Here is a 21342-nt window from a genome sequence, read left to right as displayed (position 1 = left end):
CCGTGGTGGTCGTGTCGTTCTGCGACGATCTCGATGCCGTCGGGAAAACCTTGGTGCCGCCGTACCAGACGTTGATCGCCAGCACACTCAACGACGAGGCGACCATGAGCAGCTCCTGAGGGGCTGGGGTCAGGGGTGGGCACCGTCGGGGTCGTGCAACGTGCCCTCGGTGTGACGGCTGACCACCGACTGTAGTGCGTGGTCACGCAGCGCGGTCAGGCCGGCGAGTTCCGCGGCGGCGGCCACCTGCAGCGACAGCGTGGCCCGGTGGGTCATCGCCCGGGCGAGCGTCTCGTCGTCGAAGTCACCGGACAGGGCCTTCGTCCCGTACTGCCCGACCAGCGGGGCGACGTCGATCGCCGGGTCGTCGATGCAGACGTGGTCGAGGTCGATCAGGCTGACCGGGGTGGGGCCCTCCCAGAGCAGGTTGTGGTGCCCGAAGTCACCGTGGACGAGGGTGCGGTGCTCGGGCCGGCGCAGTGCCAGCAGGTCGCGGACGAGCCGCTTCGCAGGCGCTCGCACCTGCAGCGGCAGCAGCGGGAGGAGGTGCTCGTTGACCACCTGCGGGAACCGTCCGCCACCGCACCAGGCCCGCACCGGGGGCAGGGCGAGGTCATCGACCAGCACGTGGGTGAGCTCGTCGAGCACCCGCAGGTAGCCGTCGCGCAGCGCGTCCCAGCCGAGGTCGGGTTCGTGGTTGCCGGGGACGAGGGTGGTCAGGTAGCCGGCTCGTCCGGTGGAGCCTGCGGTGACGTCGCTGCGCAGCCGGGGGACGTCGAACGAGAAGCGCACCTGTTGCAGTGACCACAGGCTGGCGGCCTCGCGGGCGGCACGCGCGTGGCGGCGGTCGCCACGGGGAGCCCGCAGGGCGAAGTGCTCGCAGAGCGCCACCTCGTGGAACGCGCCCTCGCGCACCCGGTCAGTGCTCCAGCCGTGGCCCGGGAACGAGACCTCGACCCAGGAGAGGAAGGCAGACACATCCTCGTCCATGCCCCCACGCTACGCCTTGTCACCGCTGCGCGGAGCGGGTTGCGAGCGGGTCTCAGCCAGTGCTCAGGCTCAGGCGCGGAAGTCCTGCCAGCCCAGGTTCGGGACCTCCTCGACGAAGGCCTCCAGCACCTGCGCCGCACCCTCCAGCGCCCCCAGTTCCTGGCGCTCGATGGCGGTCTCGACGGCCCGTCCGACGTCGCGCATCCGGCCCACGCCACGCAGGGCGTCGAGCACGGTCGCCTCGACCATGGCCCACATCCAGCGCTTCTGCTGGGCGCAGCGGAACTCGGCCAGCCCGACCGACTCCTCCAAGTAGGCCCGGTGCTCGAGCACCGCGGCCCAGACCTCGTCCAGGCCGATCCGTTCGATCGCAGAGCAGGTCAGCACCGGCACCCGGCGCTTGCCCGACTCGCCGCTGATGAGCTTCATCGCGATCGACAGTTCGCGCGCGGTGACCCGGGCCTCACCCGCGTTCTCACCGTCGGCCTTGTTGACCGCGATCACGTCGGCCAACTCGAGGATGCCGCGCTTGATGCCCTGCAACTGGTCACCCGAGCGGGCCAGCGCCAGCATCAGGAAGGTGTCGACCATGTCGGCGACGGCCACCTCTGACTGTCCGACGCCGACGGTCTCGACGATCACCACGTCGTAGCCGGCGGCCTCGACCACCACCATCGCCTCGCGGGTCGCCCGGGCCACCCCACCGAGGTGGTTGGCGGTCGGTGAGGGGCGGACGAACGCGGCCTCGTGGGTGGTCAACTCCCCCATCCGGGTGCGGTCGCCGAGCACCGAGCCGCCGGTGGCCGGTGACGACGGGTCGACCGCCAGCACCGCCACCCGGTGGCCCTGCTCGACCAGGCGCAACCCCATCGCGTTGATGAAGGTCGACTTGCCGGCGCCGGGCACCCCCGAGATGCCGACCCGCACCGCGTTCGTGCCGGCCGCACCGGCGAGCCGCCCCAGCAGTTCGTGGGACAGCTCGCGGTGGGCGGGCAGGCGCGACTCCACCAGGGTGATCGCCCGGGCCATGTGGGCCCGGGAACCCCGGCGGACGCCGGCCTCGAGGTCGTCCAGGTTGATCCTGCGTGCCATCGGAACCGCGGACCTCAGCCCGCTGCGTCCAGCCGCTCCCGCAGCTTGACCAGCAGCACCTCGGCGCACTCGGGGATGACCGTGCCGGGCGGGTAGATGTCGTCGGCTCCCTTGGCGCGCAGCTCCTCGAAGTCCTGCTCGGGGATCACGCCGCCGACGACGATCATCATGTCCTGGCGACCCATCTCGTCCAGCTGCTCACGCAGCGCCGGCACCAGGGTGAGGTGTCCGGCTGCCAGCGACGAAACACCCACGACGTGCACGTCGGACTCGACGGCCTGGCGGGCGACCTCCTCCGGGGTCTGGAACAGCGGGCCCACGTCGACGTCGAAACCGAGGTCGGCGAAGGCCGTGGCGATCACCTTCTGGCCGCGGTCGTGGCCGTCCTGGCCCATCTTGGCGACCAGGATGCGGGGACGACGTCCCTCAGCGGCCTCGAACTCCTCGACCTGCTCGCGCACGCGGTCGACCACGGGGCTGTCCGCCGATTCCTTGCTGTACACACCAGAGATGGTACGGATCTGGGCGGTGTAGCGGCCGAAGACCTTCTCGAGCGCATCGCTGATCTCGCCGATCGAGGCCTTGGCCCGCGCAGCGTCGATCGACAACTTGAGCAGGTTGCGGTCGTCGTCGGACGGGTCAGGGTTGCCCGCGGCCCAGGTCAGCTTCTCCAGGGCGGCCTGGGTGGCGGCCTCGTCCCGCTCGGCGCGCAGCTTCTCGAGCTTGGCGATCTGCGACGCCCGCACCTGGGCGTTGTCGATCTTGAGCACCTCGAGCGGGTCGTCCTGGTCGAGCTTGTACTTGTTGACCCCGATCACCGGCTGGCGGCCGGAGTCGATCCGGGCCTGGGTGCGGGCCGCGGCCTCCTCGATGCGCATCTTGGGGATGCCGGCCTCGATCGCCTTGGCCATGCCACCGGCGGCCTCGACCTCTTCGATCAGGCTCCATGCCTTGCGAGCCAGTTCGAGGGTGAGCGATTCGACGTAGGCCGAACCGCCCCAGGGGTCGATCACCTTGGTGGTGCCCGACTCCTGCTGCAGGAACAGCTGGGTGTTGCGGGCGATCCGGGCCGAGAAGTCGGTCGGCAGGGCGATCGCCTCGTCGAGGGCGTTGGTGTGCAGCGACTGGGTGTGGCCCTGGGTGGCGGCCATCGCCTCGACGCAGGTGCGCACCACGTTGTTGTAGACGTCCTGGGCGGTCAATGACCAGCCCGAGGTCTGCGAGTGGGTGCGCAGGCTCATCGACTTGGGGTTCTTCGCGCCGGCCTGCTTGACCAGGCGGGCCCACAGCATGCGGGCCGCGCGCATCTTGGCGACTTCCATGAAGAAGTTCATGCCGATGGCCCAGAAGAAGCTCAGCCGCGGCGCGAAGGCGTCGACGTCGAGCCCGACCGACTGGCCGGCCCTGATGTAGTCGACACCGTCGGCCAGGGTGTAGGCCATCTCGATGTCGGCGGTCGCCCCGGCCTCCTGCATGTGGTAGCCCGAGATCGAGATCGAGTTGAACTTGGGCATGTTCTTCGCGGTGAAGGCGAAGATGTCGCTGATGATCCGCATCGACGGGGTCGGCGGGTAGATGTAGGTGTTGCGGACCATGAACTCCTTGAGGATGTCGTTCTGGATGGTCCCGGCGAGCTGCTCGGGCTTGACGCCCTGCTCCTCTGCGGCGACGACGTAGAACGCCAGCACCGGCAGCACCGCACCGTTCATGGTCATCGACACGCTCATCTGGTCGAGCGGGATGCCGTCGAACAGCTGGCGCATGTCGAGGATCGAGTCGACGGCCACACCGGCCATGCCCACGTCACCCGACACCCGCGGGTGGTCGGAGTCGTAGCCACGGTGGGTGGCGAGGTCGAACGCGATCGACAGGCCCTTCTGGCCCGCGGCGAGGTTGCGGCGGTAGAAGGCGTTGGACTCCTCGGCGGTGGAGAAGCCGGCGTACTGGCGGATCGTCCACGGCTGCGAGGTGTACATGGTGGCGTAGGGACCACGCAGGAACGGCGGGATGCCGGGCATGGTCTGCAGGTGGTCCATGGCCTCGTAGGCCTGGTCACCGTAGAGTGTGCCGACCTCGATCTGCTCGGGGGTGACCCAGTGCTCGGCCTCGGTGACACCGTCGGCCAGTTGTTCGTAGGTCTGGGCGGCGCCGTCGGGGACGACCGCCTCGCCGAGCTCGATCTGGTCGAAGCGGGGCAGGGTGCTCACTTCTGGACTCCCAACTCATCGAGGGTGGTGGTCAGCAGGTCGACGACGTCCATGCCCATGGCCACGGTGCCGTCGATGACACCTTCGGCCTCGGCGCCGGACTCGCCCAGTTCCTTGATGTTGCCGGCCAGCAGCACGCGGGTGGCGCCGGCCTCCTTGAGGGCCTTGGCCACGGGTACCGCCTGCTCGGGGTAGACCTTCGCGGACGAGCAGAGCACCGCGACCTTGGTGCCTGCCTCGCGGAACTGCGCCGCGATCTCGTCCGGGGTTCCACCCTCGGACGACGGGGTGGCCAGGCCGGCGATGTGCAGCAGCGGCTTGGTGAAGCCCTCGCGGGCACCGAAGTCGCGCCGCGTGCCCAGGCAGGCCAGGAAGACCGCCGGGGTGTTGCCGCTGGCGGCGGCCGCAGTGGTGCGGTCGCGCAGGGCCTCGAAGACCTCGGCGTCGCGGTGCCACTCGACACCGCCGCGCTCGGGGGCCTCGGGACGAGGCTTGACCTCGACCGGGATCTCGGTCGGGTTGGGGAACATCGACACACCGGTCAGCGGTTGGCTGCGGGTGGCCAGGCGCTTGGCGCGCTCGGCGACCAGCCCGGACAGGATGTCGGTGACGTGGCCGTTGCCGACCGCGGCGGCCATGCCACCGGCGGCCTCGACGGACTGGAAGGCCTGCCAGGCCCGGGTGGCCATCTGCTCGGTCAGCGACTCGACGAACCAGGAGCCACCGGCGGGGTCGTTGACCCGCCCGATGTTGGACTCCTCGGCCAGCACGACCTGGGTGTTGCGGGCCACCCGGCGGCTGAACGGGGTGGGCAGGCCCTGGCAGGTGTCGAAGGGCAGCACGGTGACTGCCTCGGCACCGCCGACGGCCGCACCGAAGCACTGGATGGTGCCGCGCAGCATGTTGACGTAGGCGTCGTCGCGGGTGAGTTCACGCCACGACGAGACCGCATGCTGGCGGGCGCCACGCTTGTCGGCGCTCACCTCGAAGACCTCACCGACCCGGTTCCAGACGCGGCGCAGGGCACGCATCCGGGCGATGGTGGCGAACTGGTCGACGCCGGCGCTGACCCGGAAGTTGATGGTGTCGAAGGCCTCGTCGGCGCTCAGCCCCTGCTCGACCAGGGCCCGCACGTACTCGACGGCGGTGGCCAGGGCGAAGGCGACCTCGTGCACGTCACCGGCACCGGCGTTGTTCCAGGTGGTGGCGTCGACGACGATGGCACGCGACTTCTTGTAGTCGGCGATCCGGCGCACCCAGTCGGCCAGCCCGGACAGGTCGGGGGTGGTGCCCTGCAGGGCAGCCAGCCCGATCGGGTCGAGGCCGAGGTTGAGCGACAGGTCGGAGTGGTCCTTGTCGGACCCCTCGTACACGGCGAGCACTGCTTCGGCCGCGGCAGCCTGGTCGGTGCGGCTCGAGACGTCGACCTTGGCCAGGTCGAGCAGCACGTCGGCCAGGGCGGTCTTGACGTCGTCGGCCTGGATGGCGTCGGGATCGACCCGCAGCCAGACCGAGGTGGCGCCGCGCTCGAGGTCGTCCAGCACGTACTGGCGGGTGGTGGCCGCGTCGGGGTCCTCGTGCAGGGCGCGCACGTCCCAGGCGTCCATCTGGCCACTGCGCAGCGTGGTGCCGCGCGTGAAGGGGGCGACGCCGGGATAACCGAGCTCGACGGCGTCGTCACGGGTGTAGATGGGTTCCTGGACCAGGCCGTCGACGCTGGTGCTGCGCAGCCGCTTGAGGCCGGCCTCCGCGTCAAGGTGCTTGTCATCGGGTCGTCCTCGGTTCAGGACCTTGAGGACGGCATCGACCCATTGGTCACGGGTCGGGGTGTCGAATCCGGATGCGAATTCCGGCGCGGAAGTCATCGGCAGCTCCACTCATCGGGGACTCCCCGAGCCTATCGGGGTGGCCGTTCGCGCGTGGGCCCGGGGTCGACAAGGGGCAGCAGCCGATCCCACCCGCCGGGGTGTGGGGTGGCTCGTTCGGCTCAGCAAGGGTGGAGGTTCCACCCGAGCAACGAATGGGAGCGAACCATGGCAACCGAACTCACGCAGGCAGCAGCCCTGCTCGCCCAACAGCGTGGCATGGGCAGCCACCTCGGCAGCGTGCCGGTGCGTGGCGAGTCCGGCGACCTCGCCGTGACCGGCCCACTCAAGGGCGAGTCGGCCCACCTGTTCGAGGGTGGGGCGATCATCACCCTGGGCCGCGACGACCAACTCGCCTTCCTGCGCGGGGTCACCGAACTGACCCGCGAGCGGGGCGACGACGGCGACGACCAGACCCTGTACCTGTCGGGGCCGGACGGCTCGTTCACGCTGTACGCCAAGGGCGCGGACGAGTTGCACGCCTCGGAGCAGGTGGCCAGCAGCATCACCGCCTGACCAGCTGAACCTCGCCAGCCGCGACCTCGTCCGGGGCGGGCTTGCCCGTGCGGGAGACTTGACCCGTGAGCTCCATGGACATCGGGTTCCTCGTCATCGCGGTGGCGTGGGTGATCGGCGCCTTCCTGGTCGCCCGGGGCGCCGGGCTGTTCCACCGCGACCGGATCTACGAGGGACTGCCGCCGGGGCTGACCCCGCTGCCGGGTGCCGAGCACCGCGACGTGCGGGTCAAGGGTGGTCAGGAGTACGGCGGTGAGGTGCCGGTCGCGTTCGCGCCGCCGCGCGGGCTTCGTCCCGGGCTGGTCGGCACGGTGGTCGACTCCAACGCCGAGATGCGCGACATCACCGCCACCATCGTCGACCTGGCGGTGCGTGGCCACCTGACCATCCGGGCCATGGACGAGACGATCTCTGACCGGCAACGCTCACGCAACCCCGACCACGCCAAGGCGTCGGACTGGGAGTTGACCGTGGTCTCACCAGTGCCGGACGACGAACTCAGCCCGATGGAGCACCACCTGCTCGGGTCGCTGTTCTCGCGCGACTCGCAGACCACGCTGAAGACCTGGTCGCGCGGCCCCGGGCCCGGTCAGATCCGCGACTGGCTCTACGCGCAGGCAGTGGCCAACGGCTGGTACCGCAAGGACCCGCGCCGCCGCGGAGGTGGGCTGGCGTTCCTGATCGGTGCGGCCGGGGTGCTGTTCGCGCTGCTCGTGGTGGGTGCCAACCCGACGATCTGGGGTGTGCTGTCGGCGGTGATGATCGCCGGCGCCTCGGTGTGGGCCGGCCGCAAGTGGTACGGGCGCGTGGGCCGCACCGCCGAGGGCACCGCGGCGATGATCCAGGCCCTGGGTTTCAAGAAGTACCTGGCCACGGCCGAGGCCGAGCAGTTCTCGTTCGAGGAGGCGGCCGGCATCTTCTCGCGCTACCTGCCGTACGCGATCGTGTTCGGGGTCTCGGCGCACTGGGCCAAGACCTTCGGCGAGGTGGTGGAGCGCTCCGAGGCGATCGGTGGCCCCGACCTGCTCGACGCCCTGATCTGGTTCGACCTGTCGGGGCTGGACACCTTGGCCGCACACACCCTGTTCAGCTTGGGTGACGGTGGTGGGCTGTTCGACCTGGGCGGCCTCGACCTCGGCGGGCTCGGCGACCTGGCTGGTGGCCTGGGTGAGATCACCGGAGGCCTGGGCGACTTCGCCGAGGGCGTGGGCGACTTCGTCAGCGGCATCGACTTCGACTTCTGACCACTCCCGCTGCTGGGGTCAGGCGGTCGATCGTCCTGCGCCCGGTTCCTGCGCCGCGAACTTGGCCAGCGAGGCGAAGACCAGACCGAGCACGGCCGGAATCAGCAGCGCTCGCTCCAGGCCCCAGTGGTTGGCGACGAAGCCCAGCACCGCCGGCCCCATCAGGAAGCCGCCGTAGGCCATGGTCGAGACCCACGAGATCAGGTGCGAGGCATTGGCCCCGCCCCGTTCCCCGGCGATCGAGATGCCAGCGGGGAACACCACGGCCAGACCGAAGCCCCACAGCGCCGCACCCAGGTAGCTCGCCCACAGCCCGGGCGCGAGGATCACGGTCATCACGCCCAGGAAGGTGACCACACCGCTGACCTGGATGGCGCGGACTCGTCCCAGTGCCTTGATGATGAGGCTGCCGAGAAGTCGCGAGACCGTCAGGAACAGCGCGTAGACCACGTAGACCGAGGCGCCCAGGGCGGCCGAACTGCCACGGTCCTCGACCATGTGCAGGGCGAGCCAGTCCGAGGCGCTGCCCTCGCCGATGGTCGAGGCCAGCATCATCGTGCCGATCAGCACCGCGGGCAGCACCAGCGCGCCCAGCTTCGGCGCGACCGAGTCGGCGTGGTGGGCGTCGGTGCTGGCGCGGTAGTCGAGCCAGGTCAACCCGCAGGCGATGGCGGCCAGGGCCACCAGCGGGATGACGATGCCGATGTGGGTGGCCAGCGACACCTCGGCGCGGGCGAAGAAGTATCCGGCCAGCGCACCGATCAGCATGCCCGCACCCCACATGCCGTGCAGCGCGGGCATGATCGTCCACTTCGACTCGCGTTCGACCGCCGAGGCCTGCACGTTGATCGCGACGTCCCAGGCGCCCCAGCAGAAGCCGGTCAGCGCGTAGAGGGCGGCGAACGCCCCGACGTTGTGCACGTGCGGCAGCAGGGTGAAGACCGAGCCGGCGACCAGCGGTAGCGCGGTGTTGACGATGCGGATGTCGACCCGCTTGAGCACTGCACCGGTGAACGGCATCGAGACCAGTGATCCCAGCCCCATGCACAGGAAGATCAGGCCCATCATGCCGAGCGAGACGTCGAGGTGTTCCTTCACCGCGGGGATGCGCGCGTTCCAGGAGCCGATCATCATGCCGTTGAGCGCGAAGACGGCGGCGGTGGTGAAGACGTCGCGTCTGACCCTGCGGGTGTCCATGGACGCTGAGCCTAGTGGTGAATGGCCGTACAGCCGGATGCTCCCGACGGCTGGCACCATGGAGGTGTGCGACTGATCGTCCGACTCCTCGCCACCGCCGCCGCCACCGCGCTGGCGGCCTGGCTCGTGCCCGGCATCACCCTGACCGGCGACCACCTCACCGACAAGGGCCTCACCCTCGCCGCGGTGGCCCTGTTGATCGGTCTGGTCAACGCCGTGGTGAAGCCGGTGGTCAAGGTGCTGACCGGCTGCCTGGTGCTGCTCACCCTCGGGCTGTTCCTTCTGGTGATCAACGCCGCGATGCTGCTGCTGGTGTCGTGGTTGGCCGGCCCACAGGGGCTGGGATTCACCGTCGACGGGTTCTGGCCCGCGCTCTGGGGATCCCTGGTGATCAGCCTCGTCAGCGGTGTGTTGTTCAGCGTGATGCACGGCAACCGCAAGGACTGACCCGTCGGCCCACGACCGATTCTGCGAAGTACCCCTTGAGCACCACCGCACAGGCTGCTAGGTTAGTTGGTGTACTAACTAACCAAGGAGGTGAAGGTGTTCGAGGACGGCGTCCCGATCTTCACGCAGCTTGCTGAAGCCATCGAGGCCGACATCCTTCGCGGCACCTACCCCGAGGGTGCGCAAGTGCCCTCCCTCAACGAACTGGCCGTCTTCCACCGGATCAACCCAGCCACGGCGAACCGCGCAGTCGCCCAACTGGTCGACCGGGGCGTTCTGATCAAGCGCCGGGGAATCGGGATGTTCGTTGCGGACGGGGCTCGTCAGCTGATCGCCGACGAGCGCCGGAAGCTCCTGGTTGAGCGGTACGTCAACCCCCTGCTCGCTGAGGCCCGGGCACTCGGGCTCAGTGAGCAGGACCTGATCACCCTCATCACCAAGGAGGCGACGCCATGAGCGCCGTCGAAATCACCCATCTCACCAAGCGCTACGGCCACGTCACCGCACTGGACGACGTCACCCTGACCATCGACGAGAGCTCCATCACCGGCATCCTCGGCAGGAACGGTGCAGGCAAGACCGTACTGATGAGCATCATCACCGCCCAGGACCAGCCGACGTCGGGCACCGTGCGCGTCTTCGGCGAGGACCCGACCGAGAACGCCGCAGTCCTCAGCCGCACGTGCTTCATCCGCGACAACCAGCGCTACCCCGACGAGTGCAAGCTCGACCACGTCCTGCGCATCGGCCGGCTCTTCTACCCGAACTGGGACGACGGCCTGGCCAGCCGCATCGCCACTGAGCTCGACATCCCCACCGATCGCCACGTCCGCAAGATGTCGCGGGGGCAGCTGTCGGCCGTCGGACTGCTGATCGGCATGGCCTCGCGCGCGCCGCTCACGTTCTTCGACGAGCCCTACCTCGGCCTGGACGCGACGGCACGAACCATGTTCTACGACCTGCTGCTGGCCGACTACGCCGAGCACCCCAGGACGATCCTGGTCTCGACGCACCTGCTCGACGAGATGGAGAACCTGCTCGAGAACTGCGTGCTGCTCAGCCGCGGCACCATGCTCAAGCACGGTTCGATCGATGAGCTGCGCTCCGGCGGCTGGGAGGTCTCCGGCGCCTGGGCCGACCTCGAGCCGCTGCTGGCCGGCCGCCGCGTGCTCCGCGAGCGTCGGATGGGCGCGCTGGGCATCGTGATCGTCGAGGGGGACGAGCGATTCGCCCGGGAGGCCCGAAACCGCGGCCTGACGGTCGCGCCCGCGAGCCTGCACGACCTGGTGGCTGCCTATGGGCTGCTCGACCACGACATGGCAGAGGTGGCCCGATGAACCGCGTGCTGTCAGTGACACGGATGCACCTGGGGCGCCGGGTCGCGTCGTTCGTCTTCCCGCTGGGCCTCGCGCTCGGGGTCGTGCTGGCCATGGTGTTGATCGTCGCGGCGATCCGACTGGCCGGTGTCGACACCATGTCGGAAGGGTTCGCCCGGGGCACTGCCAGCAACGGCGGCATCGTCTGGACGCTCGTCGGCTTCTCGACAGCCCTGGGGGTGCAGGCCGCGACGGCGTGCTTCGCCCTCGCGACCGCACTGGGCACCACCCGCCGCGACTACGTACTGGGCACTGCGGCGTACTTCGCGATCCAAGGCCTGGCGATGACGGCGATGCTGTCGGTCCTGCTCGTGATCGAGCGCGCCACCGAGCACTGGTTCCTCGGGGCCCGGACCCTCGACGTCGTGATGCTGGGCTCTGGCGACTGGGGGCGGTTCCTGCCGACCGTGTTCCTCGGCAGTCTCGCCGCCCTCGCCCTGGGAGCGCTCCTGGGCGCCTCCTGGCTGCGTTTCGGCAACCGTGGGCCGGCGGTGATCAGCGGCATCGTCGTGCTCGCGGCAGCGATCGCGCTGGTCATCATCGTGCCCAGGCTCGACGCCATCGTCGCGGCCGCCCAGTTCTCCTGGGTGCCGATCGGACTGGCCGTGGTGACGCTTGTCGCCTTCGGTGGGGCAGCCGTCTTCCTGCGGCGCACCAGCGTGCGCGGCAACTGAGGCCTCGGGCAGGTGCGCCAGACTGGAGCCATGCAGATCCTCACCCCCCGCGAGGTTCCCCTCGGTGGCTACCGCGCGATGACGGTGCGCCGCACCCTGCCCCAACGTGGACGCGCCTTCATCGGCGCCTGGTGCTTCGCCGACCACTACGGCCCGGCGCGACACCAGATGGACGTCGCCCCGCACCCGCACACCGGCCTGCAGACCGTGAGCTGGCTGTTCGAGGGCACCATCGAGCACCGCGACTCACTGGGAACCCACGAACTCGTCCGCCCCGGGGAGCTCAACCTGATGACCGCAGGGGGCGGCATCTGCCACTCGGAGGTGAGCACTCCCGACACCCAGACCCTGCACGGGGTGCAGTTGTGGGTGGCCCTGCCCGACTCGACCCGCAACGGTGACCGCGCCTTCGAGCACCACGCGCCCGACCTGGTCGACCTCGACGCCGGTGCCCACGCCCGGGTGCTGATCGGTGATCTCCCCGGCGTCGACCGGTCCCCGGTGCAAGGTCACACCCCGCTGCTCGGTGCCGAACTCACCCTGCCTGCCGGCGCTGACCTGACGCTTCGGCTCGAGCCCGACTTCGAGCACGGCATCCTGGTCGACACCGGCGAGGTCGCCGTCGACGACGCCCGTGTGACCTCGGGCGAGATGGCGCACCTCGATGTCGGACGAGGCGAACTGCGGCTCACCAGTGACGACGGCGCGCGCGTGATGCTGCTCGGCGGCACCCCGTTCGAGGAGGAGGTCATCATGTGGTGGAACTTCCTCGGCCGCTCCCACGACGAGGTGGTCGCCTTCCGCGACGAGTGGAACAACCACGGTGAACGCTACGGCGAGGTGCATGGCTACACCCCGCACGAGGGCGGTCTGGCCAGGATCCCCGCACCGGGGCTGCCGGGGCTGCGTCTGCTGCCGACGGTGCGCCGCGGACGACGCGAGTCAGTGCTGTAGCCCCCGCTCCGCCAGCCAGGCCTTGGCGCGGGTGGCCGAGGCTCGGGCCAGCCACGCACTCTGCACCACCTCGACCACCACGTCACGGTCGAGCTGGTCGAGTTGGCTCGCCCTGACCAGCACCGAGGGGTGTCCGTTGAAGTGGTCGTTGGTGAACCACGGAGGACCCTCGGCGAGGATCGCCTGCTTCTCGACCTCGTCGGCCACCCAGATCACGATCACGTCGTCGTACCGCTCGCCGGTCTCAGGGTCGAAGGAGTCCTTGCGAGGGTTGCGGAAGAAGACGAAGGTCTTGCCGCCCACCTGGTAGACGGGGTTCTCACCCGCGGACTCGACGGTGACGTGGGGCATGGCGAGTGCCGTGGCGTGCACGTCGTCCACGCTGGCAAGGCTGACGGGTCGCGACATGGACCCCATCAAACCAGTGCCCACCAGCACCTCGGCTGATCGTTCGGTAACGATTCAGCCGCTGGCTTGCCCGGCGCTCTGGAAATCCACGTCTGAATGCTGTTGAGTGGCGCATGACTGAGATCTCACTCAGACATGAACTCGCACCATCACGAACAAAGGGGTTGTAGGCCATGGTGTTCAAGAACGACGTGAGTCGGCGGTGGCTCTTGGGTGCCGCCGGTGTTTCCGGCCTTGCTGGACTGTCCGCATGTGCGGCCAAGGCGGGCAATACCACCGAGACGCCTGACAGCGGCGGCGGTGGCGGCAGCGCCTCCGGCGGCGGTGGCGGCGACAACGTGCCGGGCCGTCAGCCCGCTTCGGGCACCATCACGGTGCTCGGCTCGACCGGTGAGCACCCGAAGGAGTCGCTGGACGACTTCACCAAGCTCACCGGCATCAAGGTGAACTTCCAGGAGTTCACCTTCGACAAGCTGGTCTCGATGGTCGCTGCGGGCAACGCCCCCGACGTGGCCCGTGGCCAGGGCGGCACCGACACCGCCTACCTCTACAGCCGCAAGCTGGCCGAGCCGCTGGACGAGTACCTCAAGAACTCCGAGGTGCTCAAGGCCGACGACCTCGCCCCCATCAACGACGTGTGGAAGTACGACGGCAGCAAGCAGGGGCAGGGCCAGCAGTACGGCCTGGTCAAGGACTACTCGTCCGACTTCTGCCTGTGGGTGAACACCGACCTGTGCCCCGGGGTCAAGGCGGGCGACCTGCTCACCTACGACCAGGTCAAGCAGTTCGCCCTCGACGCCACCAAGATCACCGGCGGACGCCAGGAGATCTACGGCTACGAGTTCTACGACACCAAGCCGCACGTGCAGTGGCTGAACACCGTCGCCGGCTCCAAGGGCGTGAACATCTTCAACGACGACATGTCCGAGATCGACCTGACCAGCGATCCGTGCATCCAGGCGTTCGAGTGGGTGCGTGAGCTCGTCGAGAAGAAGGCCACCTGGTCGGTCATCAACAAGAGCGCCGTCGGCTCGTTCGACTCGTTCAAGGCCGGACGACTGGCCGTGCTGCAGTCGGGCTACTGGACCCAGGGCATGTGGGGCGATGCCAAGCCCGACATGCTGAAGAAGATGCTGATGATCCCGGCGCCCACCTTCGACGGCGGCGAGCGGGTCTCGCCGGTGCTCGCTGGTACCGGTCTGTGGATCCCGGCCGGGGCCAAGAACAAGGCTGGCGCCTGGAAGTTCTTCGAGCACTTCTTCAAGTCGGGCAAGGTGGCCAAGGACCGCGCGTCCTCTGGCTGGGGCGTGCCGGCGCTGAAGTCGATGATGGACCTGATGCCGACCGAGACCGAGCTCAACAAGGCGGTGCTGGCCACGCAGCAGGAGGAGGACAAGTACCTCAAGGTGCTCAACTTCACCCCCTACGCCCGCATCGACGCGGTGCAGACGGCCATCACCGGCGCGTTCGACAAGATGATCACCGGCAAGACCGGAACCGCCGACATGGCGAAGAAGGCCACCGACGACATCAACGCCCTGCTCAAGCGGGGCAAGCGCTGAGACCATGAGCAGCGCATCGACGACGCGCGCTGACACCACCGTGGCGGACCCCGGCCCCCCTTCCCAGGGGGCCGCGGGCCCGCCTCGTGGCTGGAAGCGCTACCAGGCGTCCACCTTCTACGCCTTCGTGGGGCCGTGGGTGTTGGGTCTCATCCTGCTCACGGCCTTCCCCATGGGCTTCGCGCTCTGGATGTCGTTCACCAACTATGACGGCATCTCGCCCTCGACCTCCTACGTCGGCTTCGACAACTACGCCCGCGCGTTGGAGGACGTCGACCTGCGACAGGCGATGGTCATCACGCTGCTACTGATGTTCGTCGTGGTGCCACTGACCATCTCGTTCGGCCTGATGATGGCGCTGCTGGTGAATGCTCCCCTGCGGGAGCGCTCGACCTACCGCGCGATCCTCTACCTTCCGGCCGTGCTGCCGGTGACCGCCGGCGCGATGGCCTTCCGGATGGTCTTCGACCAGGACGTGGGCCCGGTCAACGGCATCCTGTCGGCACTCGGCATGGACGTCGTGCCGTGGTTGACCGGCAACGACGCCTTCTGGGTGCTGTTCGCCTACATGATGTGGGGCATCGGCGGATCGATGGTGATCTCGCTGGCCGCGCTGCAGGGTGTGCCCCTGGAACTGCACGAGGCTGCCGCCATCGACGGCGCCGGTGCGATCCAGCGCTTCTTCCGGATCACCCTGCCGATGATCTCGCCGCTGGTGCTGTTCCAGGTGATCACCGGCGTGATCGGGGCGATCCAGATGTTCGTCCCGGTGTTGATCATCGGCAACGACCAGATGAGCGCGGCCTCGGTGACCGGTGTGCCCAGCGGCATGCGGGTCTACATGTTGTACGTCTACCAGACCTACTTCGCGCAGGCTGACATGGGCTACGCCTCAGCAATGCTGTGGCTGTTGTTCATCGTCATCGTGCTGTTCACCGCTGCGGTGTTCCTGTCGAGCCGCCGCTTCGTCTACTACGCGACGGGAGACCGGCAATGAGACGCTCCAAGACCTCCCTGTGGGTCAACCGCATCCTGCTCTGGTTGGTCTGCCTGGCCTTCCTGTTCCCGATCGTGTGGCTGTTCGGGATCGCGATCAAGACCCGCGAGGAGTCGGCGGCATTCCCCACGGTCTGGTGGCCCTCGGTGCCGCAGTGGCAGAACTTCACCGAAGCGCTGACCGCGATCGACTTCCTGGGGTATGCCCGCAACTCCACGATCATCGCCCTGATCTCGGCGGTGCTGGGCACGTTGTCCAGTTCCTACATCGCCTTCGGCTTCGCCAAGTTGCGTGGCCCGGGCAAGAAGGTGCTGTTCGGCATCCTGCTGGGGACGATGATGTTGCCGGCGATCGTGACCACGATCCCGCTGTACATCATGTTCTCCAAGATCGGCCTGACCGACACCTACGTGCCCTGGGTGCTGTGGGGCCTGGCTGGTTCGGCGTTCAACATCTTCCTGTTCCGCCAGAACTACCTGACCCTGCCTGAGGAGCTGGAGGAGGCAGCCATCGTCGACGGCTGCAACTACTTCCAGATCTGGTGGCGGATCTACCTTCCGCTGTCGAAGCCGATCATGGCCGCGGTGTTCCTGCTCGGATTCGTCTGGGCCTGGGGCGACTTCTTCACCCCGTTGCTGCTGCTGAGCCGCGAGACCACCACCTTGGCGGTGGCCCCCGCGACCCAGTACATCGACCCGATGGGACGACCGATCCCGCCGCTGATCGCGGCCGGAGCGTTCATGTTCGCTGCACCAGTGATCGTCCTGTTCATCGCCCTGCAGCGCTACTTCGTCCAAGGTTTCGCCACCAGCGGCGTCAAGTAGCACAGCAACGTCGAGGCGCCCGTCCCCTGCTGGGGGCGGGCGCCTCGTCGTGTGGGGACCTCAGCGGCGGGTGAGCACGTGCACCACGTCGACCGGACGATCCGGCTGGGCGACCAGCAGGCGTCCCTCGTCGGTGACGTCGCGTGCCACCGTGCACGGCTGGCGCGAGGCCAGGTCGTGACTGGCCAGGTCGTAGTCGGCGGCATCGAGTTGGATCTCGAACCGGAACGGCTCGGGGGCGTGGACGATCACCAGCGACAGGTCGGCGGTCGCCCCGACCCGGATGCCGGAGCGGTCACGCGCCACCAGGTCGGAACGATCGAGCAACTGCCACATCTGGTGATCGATCACCAGTCGGCGCAGGTGGGCGACGTCATCAGCCCCGGGGAAGGTGGTCGCGACCTGGGCGTCGAAGGGGATGCCCGACCAGCCCTCGCTGCTGAACGGTTCGCCGGCGTGGTGCCACGACCACAGCCCATGGGCGCCGTATGCCAGCCCGGCCCCGGCGCCGGACAGGATCGAGCGCCACGAGGCGGTGCGCACCATCACCGGGGTGTAGCGACCTCGTCCACCGCCGTAGCCGTGCCCCTCGTAGGGCGGCTCGAGGTTCATCCGTGGCCTGCCCGGGCCGACCACCGCGAGGTAGCGGTTCCAGGCGGTGGGGTTCTCGTCCCAGTTGGCGTCGTCGTGGCCGGACTGGAAGCCGAAGAAGTCGACCAGGTCGACCAGGGGCGCCGGCAGGTTGACCCAGCCGCCGGTGTGCAGCGTGACCAGGTCGTCGGGGCGGTGTTGCCGGAGCCGTTCCGAGAGCAACTGGTAGCGCTCGATGCTGGCGGGGCTGGTGAAGGTGTCGTCACCCGACAGCGACCAGAGCACGCCGAAGCGCTCGCCCCAGCCCGCCACGGTGTCGACCAGGGCGAGCGACTCCTCGTCGGTGAAGGGGACGACCTCGGACTGGCGACTGGCCCAGGTGTCGGGCACCCAGGTCACCCACTGGATCATGATCATCGGGGTGAGCCCGGCGTCGACGACGATCTGCAACAGGTGCTCGGCCTGCTCGACCCACGCCGGGTCGAGTCGACGCTGACCCACCTCGCCGACGATGGCGGTGGTGTCGTCGCCGGACCGGTCGTGTTCCAGCGGCAGCACGCTGAGCATCAGGCAGGTGAAGCCCTGCGCGGCCCGCTGGGCCGCCAGGGCGCGCATCTGGTCGGGTGTGGTGCGGTGCAGCGACATCCACAGCGTGTCGGCCAGGACGAAGTCGTCCTGGCCGTCACGCAGCAGGTGGTCGCCGCCGGCCGCCACGCTCCAGCGTGACGGCCGAACGGCCTGGCTCACTTCGTCACCCTCACCTTCGTCGAGAGCACCACGTCGGTTCCCTTGAGCACCTGGACGGTGTGCTGGCCGGGTCGGACATTGCTCGGAACGCGGACGATGTCGCTCGCCGAGCCGTCGGCGGCACCGACCAGGGTGCCGATCCGCAGCCCGTCGAAGGTGACCGCGAGCTTCTCACCCGGGTTGAGCCCCGTGGCCGACACGGTCAGGTACTCACCCGGCGCGGCGACCTTGGCGCTCACCGTGGCGGTGGGGTTCGACGGTCCGGGCTGACCGGGCGGCTCGGCCGCGACGGTCTCGACCAGCCAGGCTCGTCCCCACTTCTCACGGTTGGCGGCGTTGCTCTCGACGCCGTTCCACAGGAACTGGCGCTGGCGCTGGGCGCCGTTGCCGTCGTCGAAGCCGATGTCGAAGCGCAACTGCTGCGGCGGGTTGACCCCGTCGATGTTGAGCGCGCTCAGCGGGATCGCCGCCTCCATCGTCCAGCCGCCCGGGGCAGGCTTGACCACCGCGGTGATCGCCGGTTGGTCGGTGCGGCTGTTGTACCAGTAGTACTCGGCCGTGCCGTTGGCATCCTGGGGCTGACCGCTGATGATGATCTGCGAGTCATTGACCTGGATGCCGCCGCCCTGGTCGACGTTGTCGGGGCCGACGAAGATCTCGACCGCGTCACCGTTCCAGATGTCGAAGCCGTGGTAGCGGTTCAGCATCGGGGTGGGATCGGTGACGGTGGCGTGCACGTAGAGGTTGGTCTGGTCCCAGGCGAGCCGGAAGTCTGCCGACACCCCCTCCAGCGCCACACCGTCGGTGAGGTTGTTGGCACCCAGGCTCAGCGTCGGACCGTCAGGCCAGTTGGCATCGAGGGTGCCGTCGATCACCGGTGCGGTGGTGGCCACCGGCACCTGGGTGATGTTGTTCGAGTCGCGCTCGATCTGGTCGGGACCGAAGGCGTACTGGTAGGGCTTCTGCTTGCCGTTGGTCAGTCGGTAGATGGCGTGGTTGGCCTTGATCACCTCGGCCTGGAACACCTTGTACGGACGATCGGTGACGTCGGTCAGGCCGATGCCACCGGCCTCGCCGTCAAAGCCCTGGAACCAGCGGCCGGTGGCTGCCTGGTCATGGGCCTCGAACCAGTGGGTGCCCACGACCATGCCGCTGGCGGCAGCCTTCTCGACGTAGTTGCGGTAGAGCAGGCCCTTCTGCAGCTCGTCGGCGGCCATCTTGATGGCGAAGGTCAGCCCGTGGCTCGGTTCGCCGTAATGGAACTCGCTGAGGAACATCGGCTTGTTGCCCGACAGCCGGTAGATCTCGCCCAGCATCTCCAGGTCGAGGTCCCAGGCGTAGTAGTTGTAGGTGAGCGCGTCCAGGTGCTTGCCGGCCGCGGTCGCCAACTGGGCGCGCAGGGTGTCGTCGACCATCACCTTGGTGTACCAGCGGTCGCCGATCACCATGTGGTTAGGGTCAGCCTTGCGAATCGCGCTGCTGAAGGTCTTGTAGAACAGGTCGAGGTACTCGGCGGTGAAGGCGTTCATGTCGACCACGGCCGCGTCGGTCTTGGGGGTGAACGACAGTTCACGCAGTGCCTCGAACGAGGCGACGTCCATGTCCCAGGCCTTGTTGAACGAGGTGATGTCGCCGTTGTGGCGCTTCTCGAGCAGGTCGACCAGGGCACCCTTCGAGGCCACCTCGCTGGCGGGCTGCTCACTGACCGCGGTGCGCAGGCGCGACCACATGATCTCGTTGAAGAACATGTAGCCGATCAGGTTCTTGTCGTCCTTGAACTCAGAGACCTGGCCGGCGACGGCGGCGTCGATCTCGGCCTGCAGCCCGGGGCGGTAGATGTCGTACAGCCCGCTCCACCCGATCTCGTAGAACGGCATGGAGTCGATGTGGGCGACATAGGGCATGTCGTGCTGGCGCACGAGGTCGAGGTTCGACCAGCCGCCGACGGAGTTGAAGCCGAGCTTCTTGGCGCGCTGCACCTCACGGTCGCAGTAGGCCGACTCGTCCCACGAGCCGTACTTGCGCACCTGGTTGGCGATGTAGAAGGAGTAGTCCTCCTTGTCGCTGGTGCGCCAGCCGGCATCGAACTTCGGATCGCTGCCGTCAGGCAGCCACTCGTAGATCGACTCCCGTCCGGCCACCTTGGTGTAGGTGTCGCCGACCGAGCAGAACACGTTCATGCCGAGTGAGAAGAACTCGTTGCCGGCCGGGTCGACGAGCACGCTGCGTCCGTCGTGGTTCTCGACGTGGAACCATCCGGTGGCGGTCAGCCCGAGCTTCTTGCCCGAGCCGGGGTTGCCGCCGTAGGCGTCGGTCTTCGGCGGCTTGATCTTGCCGTAGTAGGCAGCGTCGGCGGCGACGTCGCCGCGCAGCTGCTGGTCGCTGGTCACCTTGTTGGGCCAGGTCACCGAGGCGACCTGCCCGTAGCGGTCGACGACGACGTCGTCGGCCTGGGCTGAGTTGGGAACCAGCCCGACCATGAGGGTGACCGAGAGTGAAAGGGATCCTGTCAGTGCCGTCAAACGGCGAAACAACCGCGTCCTGTCCACGATGCGTCCTTGCTGTGGGGAATGGGTAGGGGGTTACTTCCAGCGGCACTGTAACAAGCTGAAGTCCAGTTGCACCGGGTTGAGGTACAACTGAGATCTCAGAGTGCTCGGGTCTAGATCTCAGCTGTGTCTCAATCCTGTCCTGACCACTGGACCCCGTACAGCTGCCGATGTGAGGATGGGAGCGCAGCAATGATCCGCACGACGTCCGACCCCCTCGACCGCCGTCCGGATGATCCACGAGAGGTTGTCAGCACCACCATGAGAGACTCGCAGGCCGTGGGAGTCCCTGACCCCGCAGTGCTCCCCGATCTTGTGTCGGCCACTGGTCCGGGAGTTCACAGTGAGCCCCATCGCGAGGCGGCCCCTGCGTCGGGCCGAGCCCTGCTCAAGGACCAGGCCCACGACTACATCAAGCACCAGATCCTCGAAGGGCACTATCCACCGGGACGATTCCTGACCGAGCGCGAGCTGACCCGCGCCCTCGGCATGAGCAAGACCCCGATCCGCGCGGCCTTCGAGCGACTCGAGGAACAGGGCCTGGTCACCATCGCCGCCCAGCGCGGGGTGGTGGTCACCGACCTGTCACCACGTGAGGTCGCCGACCACTACGACATCCGGATCGCCCTGGAGACCTTCGTGGTGAACCAGCTCGCCGGCCAACTTCCCGAGGACGACCAGGCCAGGCTGCAGCAGATCCTCGACGAACAGGCCGAGATGGTCGAGGAGCTCGACCTGGCCGGGTTCACCCACAGCGACGCCGACTTCCACGTGGCGCTGGCCGCCTGCGCCGGCAACAACGAGATCGTGCGCGTGATGCGCTACCAGCGAGACCGGCTGCACCGGGTGGCCCGCACGATCGGCAACCGCGACCCGAACGTGCCGACGATCTCGCTGCAGGAGCATCGAGCGATCCTCGAGGCCGTCGTCGCCGGTGACAGTGAGTTGGCCACCCGTCGGGTCGTCGAGCACCTGACCAACGGGAAGCGCTTCCTGCTGGTCGGCGGCTCGTACGGACAGCAGTGGTGAGCCGCAGCACAACTCGCCGCAGTACAACTCGCCACAGCTCAATTCGCCACAGCTCAATTCGCTCGCATCGCGA

Annotated in this window: 19 protein-coding genes; 11 read left to right on the top strand and 8 right to left on the bottom strand. The window is 68.2% G+C overall.

The features are described from left to right. Positions 1-129: 129 nt before the first annotated feature. From IE660_RS07415 to mutA, 4 genes are all read right to left on the bottom strand, one after another. Positions 130-990, bottom strand: a complete 861-nt coding sequence (locus IE660_RS07415) for an aminoglycoside phosphotransferase family protein (RefSeq protein ID WP_203567693.1) — start codon at positions 988-990, stop codon at positions 130-132. A gap of 69 nt (positions 991-1059) precedes the next feature. Beyond that, entirely contained in the window at positions 1060-2082 is a 1023-nt protein-coding gene (meaB, locus tag IE660_RS07410) for a methylmalonyl Co-A mutase-associated GTPase MeaB (RefSeq protein WP_203567692.1), read from the bottom strand. Between the two features lie 14 nt (positions 2083-2096). Then, complete coding sequence (gene scpA, locus IE660_RS07405; RefSeq protein ID WP_203567691.1) at positions 2097-4289, bottom strand: methylmalonyl-CoA mutase; 2193 nt, start codon at positions 4287-4289, stop codon at positions 2097-2099. Continuing rightward, positions 4286-6154 (bottom strand): methylmalonyl-CoA mutase small subunit, encoded by a 1869-nt coding sequence (mutA, locus tag IE660_RS07400; RefSeq protein WP_203567690.1) that lies wholly within the window; start codon positions 6152-6154, stop codon positions 4286-4288. Before mutA ends, scpA begins: the two co-directional genes overlap by 4 nt. A gap of 168 nt (positions 6155-6322) precedes the next feature. Here mutA and IE660_RS07395 point away from each other — a divergent pair, with 168 nt between their 5' ends. Together IE660_RS07395 and IE660_RS07390 are read left to right on the top strand one after the other, a co-directional pair. Continuing rightward, complete coding sequence (locus IE660_RS07395) at positions 6323-6670, top strand: hypothetical protein (protein ID WP_203567689.1); 348 nt, start codon at positions 6323-6325, stop codon at positions 6668-6670. 74 nt (positions 6671-6744) lie between these two features. Continuing rightward, positions 6745-7914 (top strand): DUF2207 domain-containing protein, encoded by a 1170-nt coding sequence (locus IE660_RS07390; protein ID WP_235997200.1) that lies wholly within the window; start codon positions 6745-6747, stop codon positions 7912-7914. An 18-nt stretch (positions 7915-7932) separates the two neighbouring features. On the opposite strand, the gene IE660_RS07385 is transcribed toward IE660_RS07390, so the two are convergent. Beyond that, complete coding sequence (locus IE660_RS07385) at positions 7933-9111, bottom strand: MFS transporter (protein ID WP_203567687.1); 1179 nt, start codon at positions 9109-9111, stop codon at positions 7933-7935. A 21-nt stretch (positions 9112-9132) separates the two neighbouring features. Here IE660_RS07385 and IE660_RS07380 point away from each other — a divergent pair, with 21 nt between their 5' ends. From IE660_RS07380 to IE660_RS07360, 5 genes are all read left to right on the top strand, one after another. After that, entirely contained in the window at positions 9133-9558 is a 426-nt protein-coding gene (locus IE660_RS07380) for a phage holin family protein (protein ID WP_203567686.1), read from the top strand. A 96-nt stretch (positions 9559-9654) separates the two neighbouring features. Next, on the top strand, positions 9655-10014 hold the full coding sequence (locus IE660_RS07375) for a GntR family transcriptional regulator (RefSeq protein ID WP_203567685.1): 360 nt from the start codon (positions 9655-9657) through the stop codon (positions 10012-10014). Next, positions 10011-10895 (top strand): ABC transporter ATP-binding protein, encoded by an 885-nt coding sequence (locus IE660_RS07370; RefSeq protein WP_203567684.1) that lies wholly within the window; start codon positions 10011-10013, stop codon positions 10893-10895. The genes IE660_RS07375 and IE660_RS07370 overlap by 4 nt, the downstream gene beginning before the upstream one ends. Further along, positions 10892-11608, top strand: coding sequence for a hypothetical protein (locus IE660_RS07365; RefSeq protein WP_203567683.1), 717 nt, complete (start codon positions 10892-10894; stop codon positions 11606-11608). The genes IE660_RS07370 and IE660_RS07365 overlap by 4 nt, the downstream gene beginning before the upstream one ends. Positions 11609-11638: 30 nt before the next feature. Continuing rightward, complete coding sequence (locus IE660_RS07360; protein ID WP_203567682.1) at positions 11639-12562, top strand: pirin family protein; 924 nt, start codon at positions 11639-11641, stop codon at positions 12560-12562. On the opposite strand, the gene IE660_RS07355 is transcribed toward IE660_RS07360, so the two are convergent. Further along, on the bottom strand, positions 12551-12970 hold the full coding sequence (locus IE660_RS07355; protein ID WP_235997131.1) for an MmcQ/YjbR family DNA-binding protein: 420 nt from the start codon (positions 12968-12970) through the stop codon (positions 12551-12553). The two genes, IE660_RS07360 and IE660_RS07355, sit on opposite strands and share 12 nt — an antisense overlap. A gap of 173 nt (positions 12971-13143) precedes the next feature. On the opposite strand from IE660_RS07355, the gene IE660_RS07350 reads away from it, so the two are divergent. The 3 genes from IE660_RS07350 to IE660_RS07340 are packed head-to-tail and all read left to right on the top strand — an operon-like array spanning position 13144 to position 16353. Continuing rightward, the gene (locus IE660_RS07350) at positions 13144-14532 is read left to right on the top strand and encodes an extracellular solute-binding protein (RefSeq protein ID WP_203567680.1); all 1389 of its coding nucleotides are present in this window, start codon (positions 13144-13146) and stop codon (positions 14530-14532) included. Positions 14533-14536: 4 nt separating this feature from the next. Then, entirely contained in the window at positions 14537-15529 is a 993-nt protein-coding gene (locus IE660_RS07345) for a carbohydrate ABC transporter permease (protein ID WP_203567679.1), read from the top strand. Next, positions 15526-16353, top strand: coding sequence for a carbohydrate ABC transporter permease (locus tag IE660_RS07340; RefSeq protein WP_203567678.1), 828 nt, complete (start codon positions 15526-15528; stop codon positions 16351-16353). The genes IE660_RS07345 and IE660_RS07340 overlap by 4 nt, the downstream gene beginning before the upstream one ends. A 60-nt stretch (positions 16354-16413) precedes the next feature. Here the strand turns inward: IE660_RS07340 and IE660_RS07335 are convergent, their stop codons facing one another. Then, on the bottom strand, positions 16414-17691 hold the full coding sequence (locus tag IE660_RS07335; RefSeq protein WP_203567677.1) for an apiosidase-like domain-containing protein: 1278 nt from the start codon (positions 17689-17691) through the stop codon (positions 16414-16416). Beyond that, positions 17688-20171 (bottom strand): sugar-binding protein, encoded by a 2484-nt coding sequence (locus tag IE660_RS07330; RefSeq protein ID WP_203567676.1) that lies wholly within the window; start codon positions 20169-20171, stop codon positions 17688-17690. The genes IE660_RS07335 and IE660_RS07330 overlap by 4 nt, the downstream gene beginning before the upstream one ends. Positions 20172-20519: 348 nt before the next feature. On the opposite strand from IE660_RS07330, the gene IE660_RS07325 reads away from it, so the two are divergent. Then, positions 20520-21269 carry a GntR family transcriptional regulator gene (locus IE660_RS07325; RefSeq protein ID WP_203567675.1) on the top strand — a complete coding sequence of 250 codons (750 nt, stop codon included), beginning with the start codon at positions 20520-20522 and terminating at the stop codon, positions 21267-21269. Positions 21270-21342 lie beyond the last annotated feature (73 nt).

The organism is Aestuariimicrobium ganziense (assembly GCF_015352975.1).
Classification (GTDB): Bacteria; Actinomycetota; Actinomycetes; order Propionibacteriales; family Propionibacteriaceae; genus Aestuariimicrobium; species Aestuariimicrobium ganziense.
This window is presented reverse-complemented; position numbering and strand designations above follow the sequence as displayed.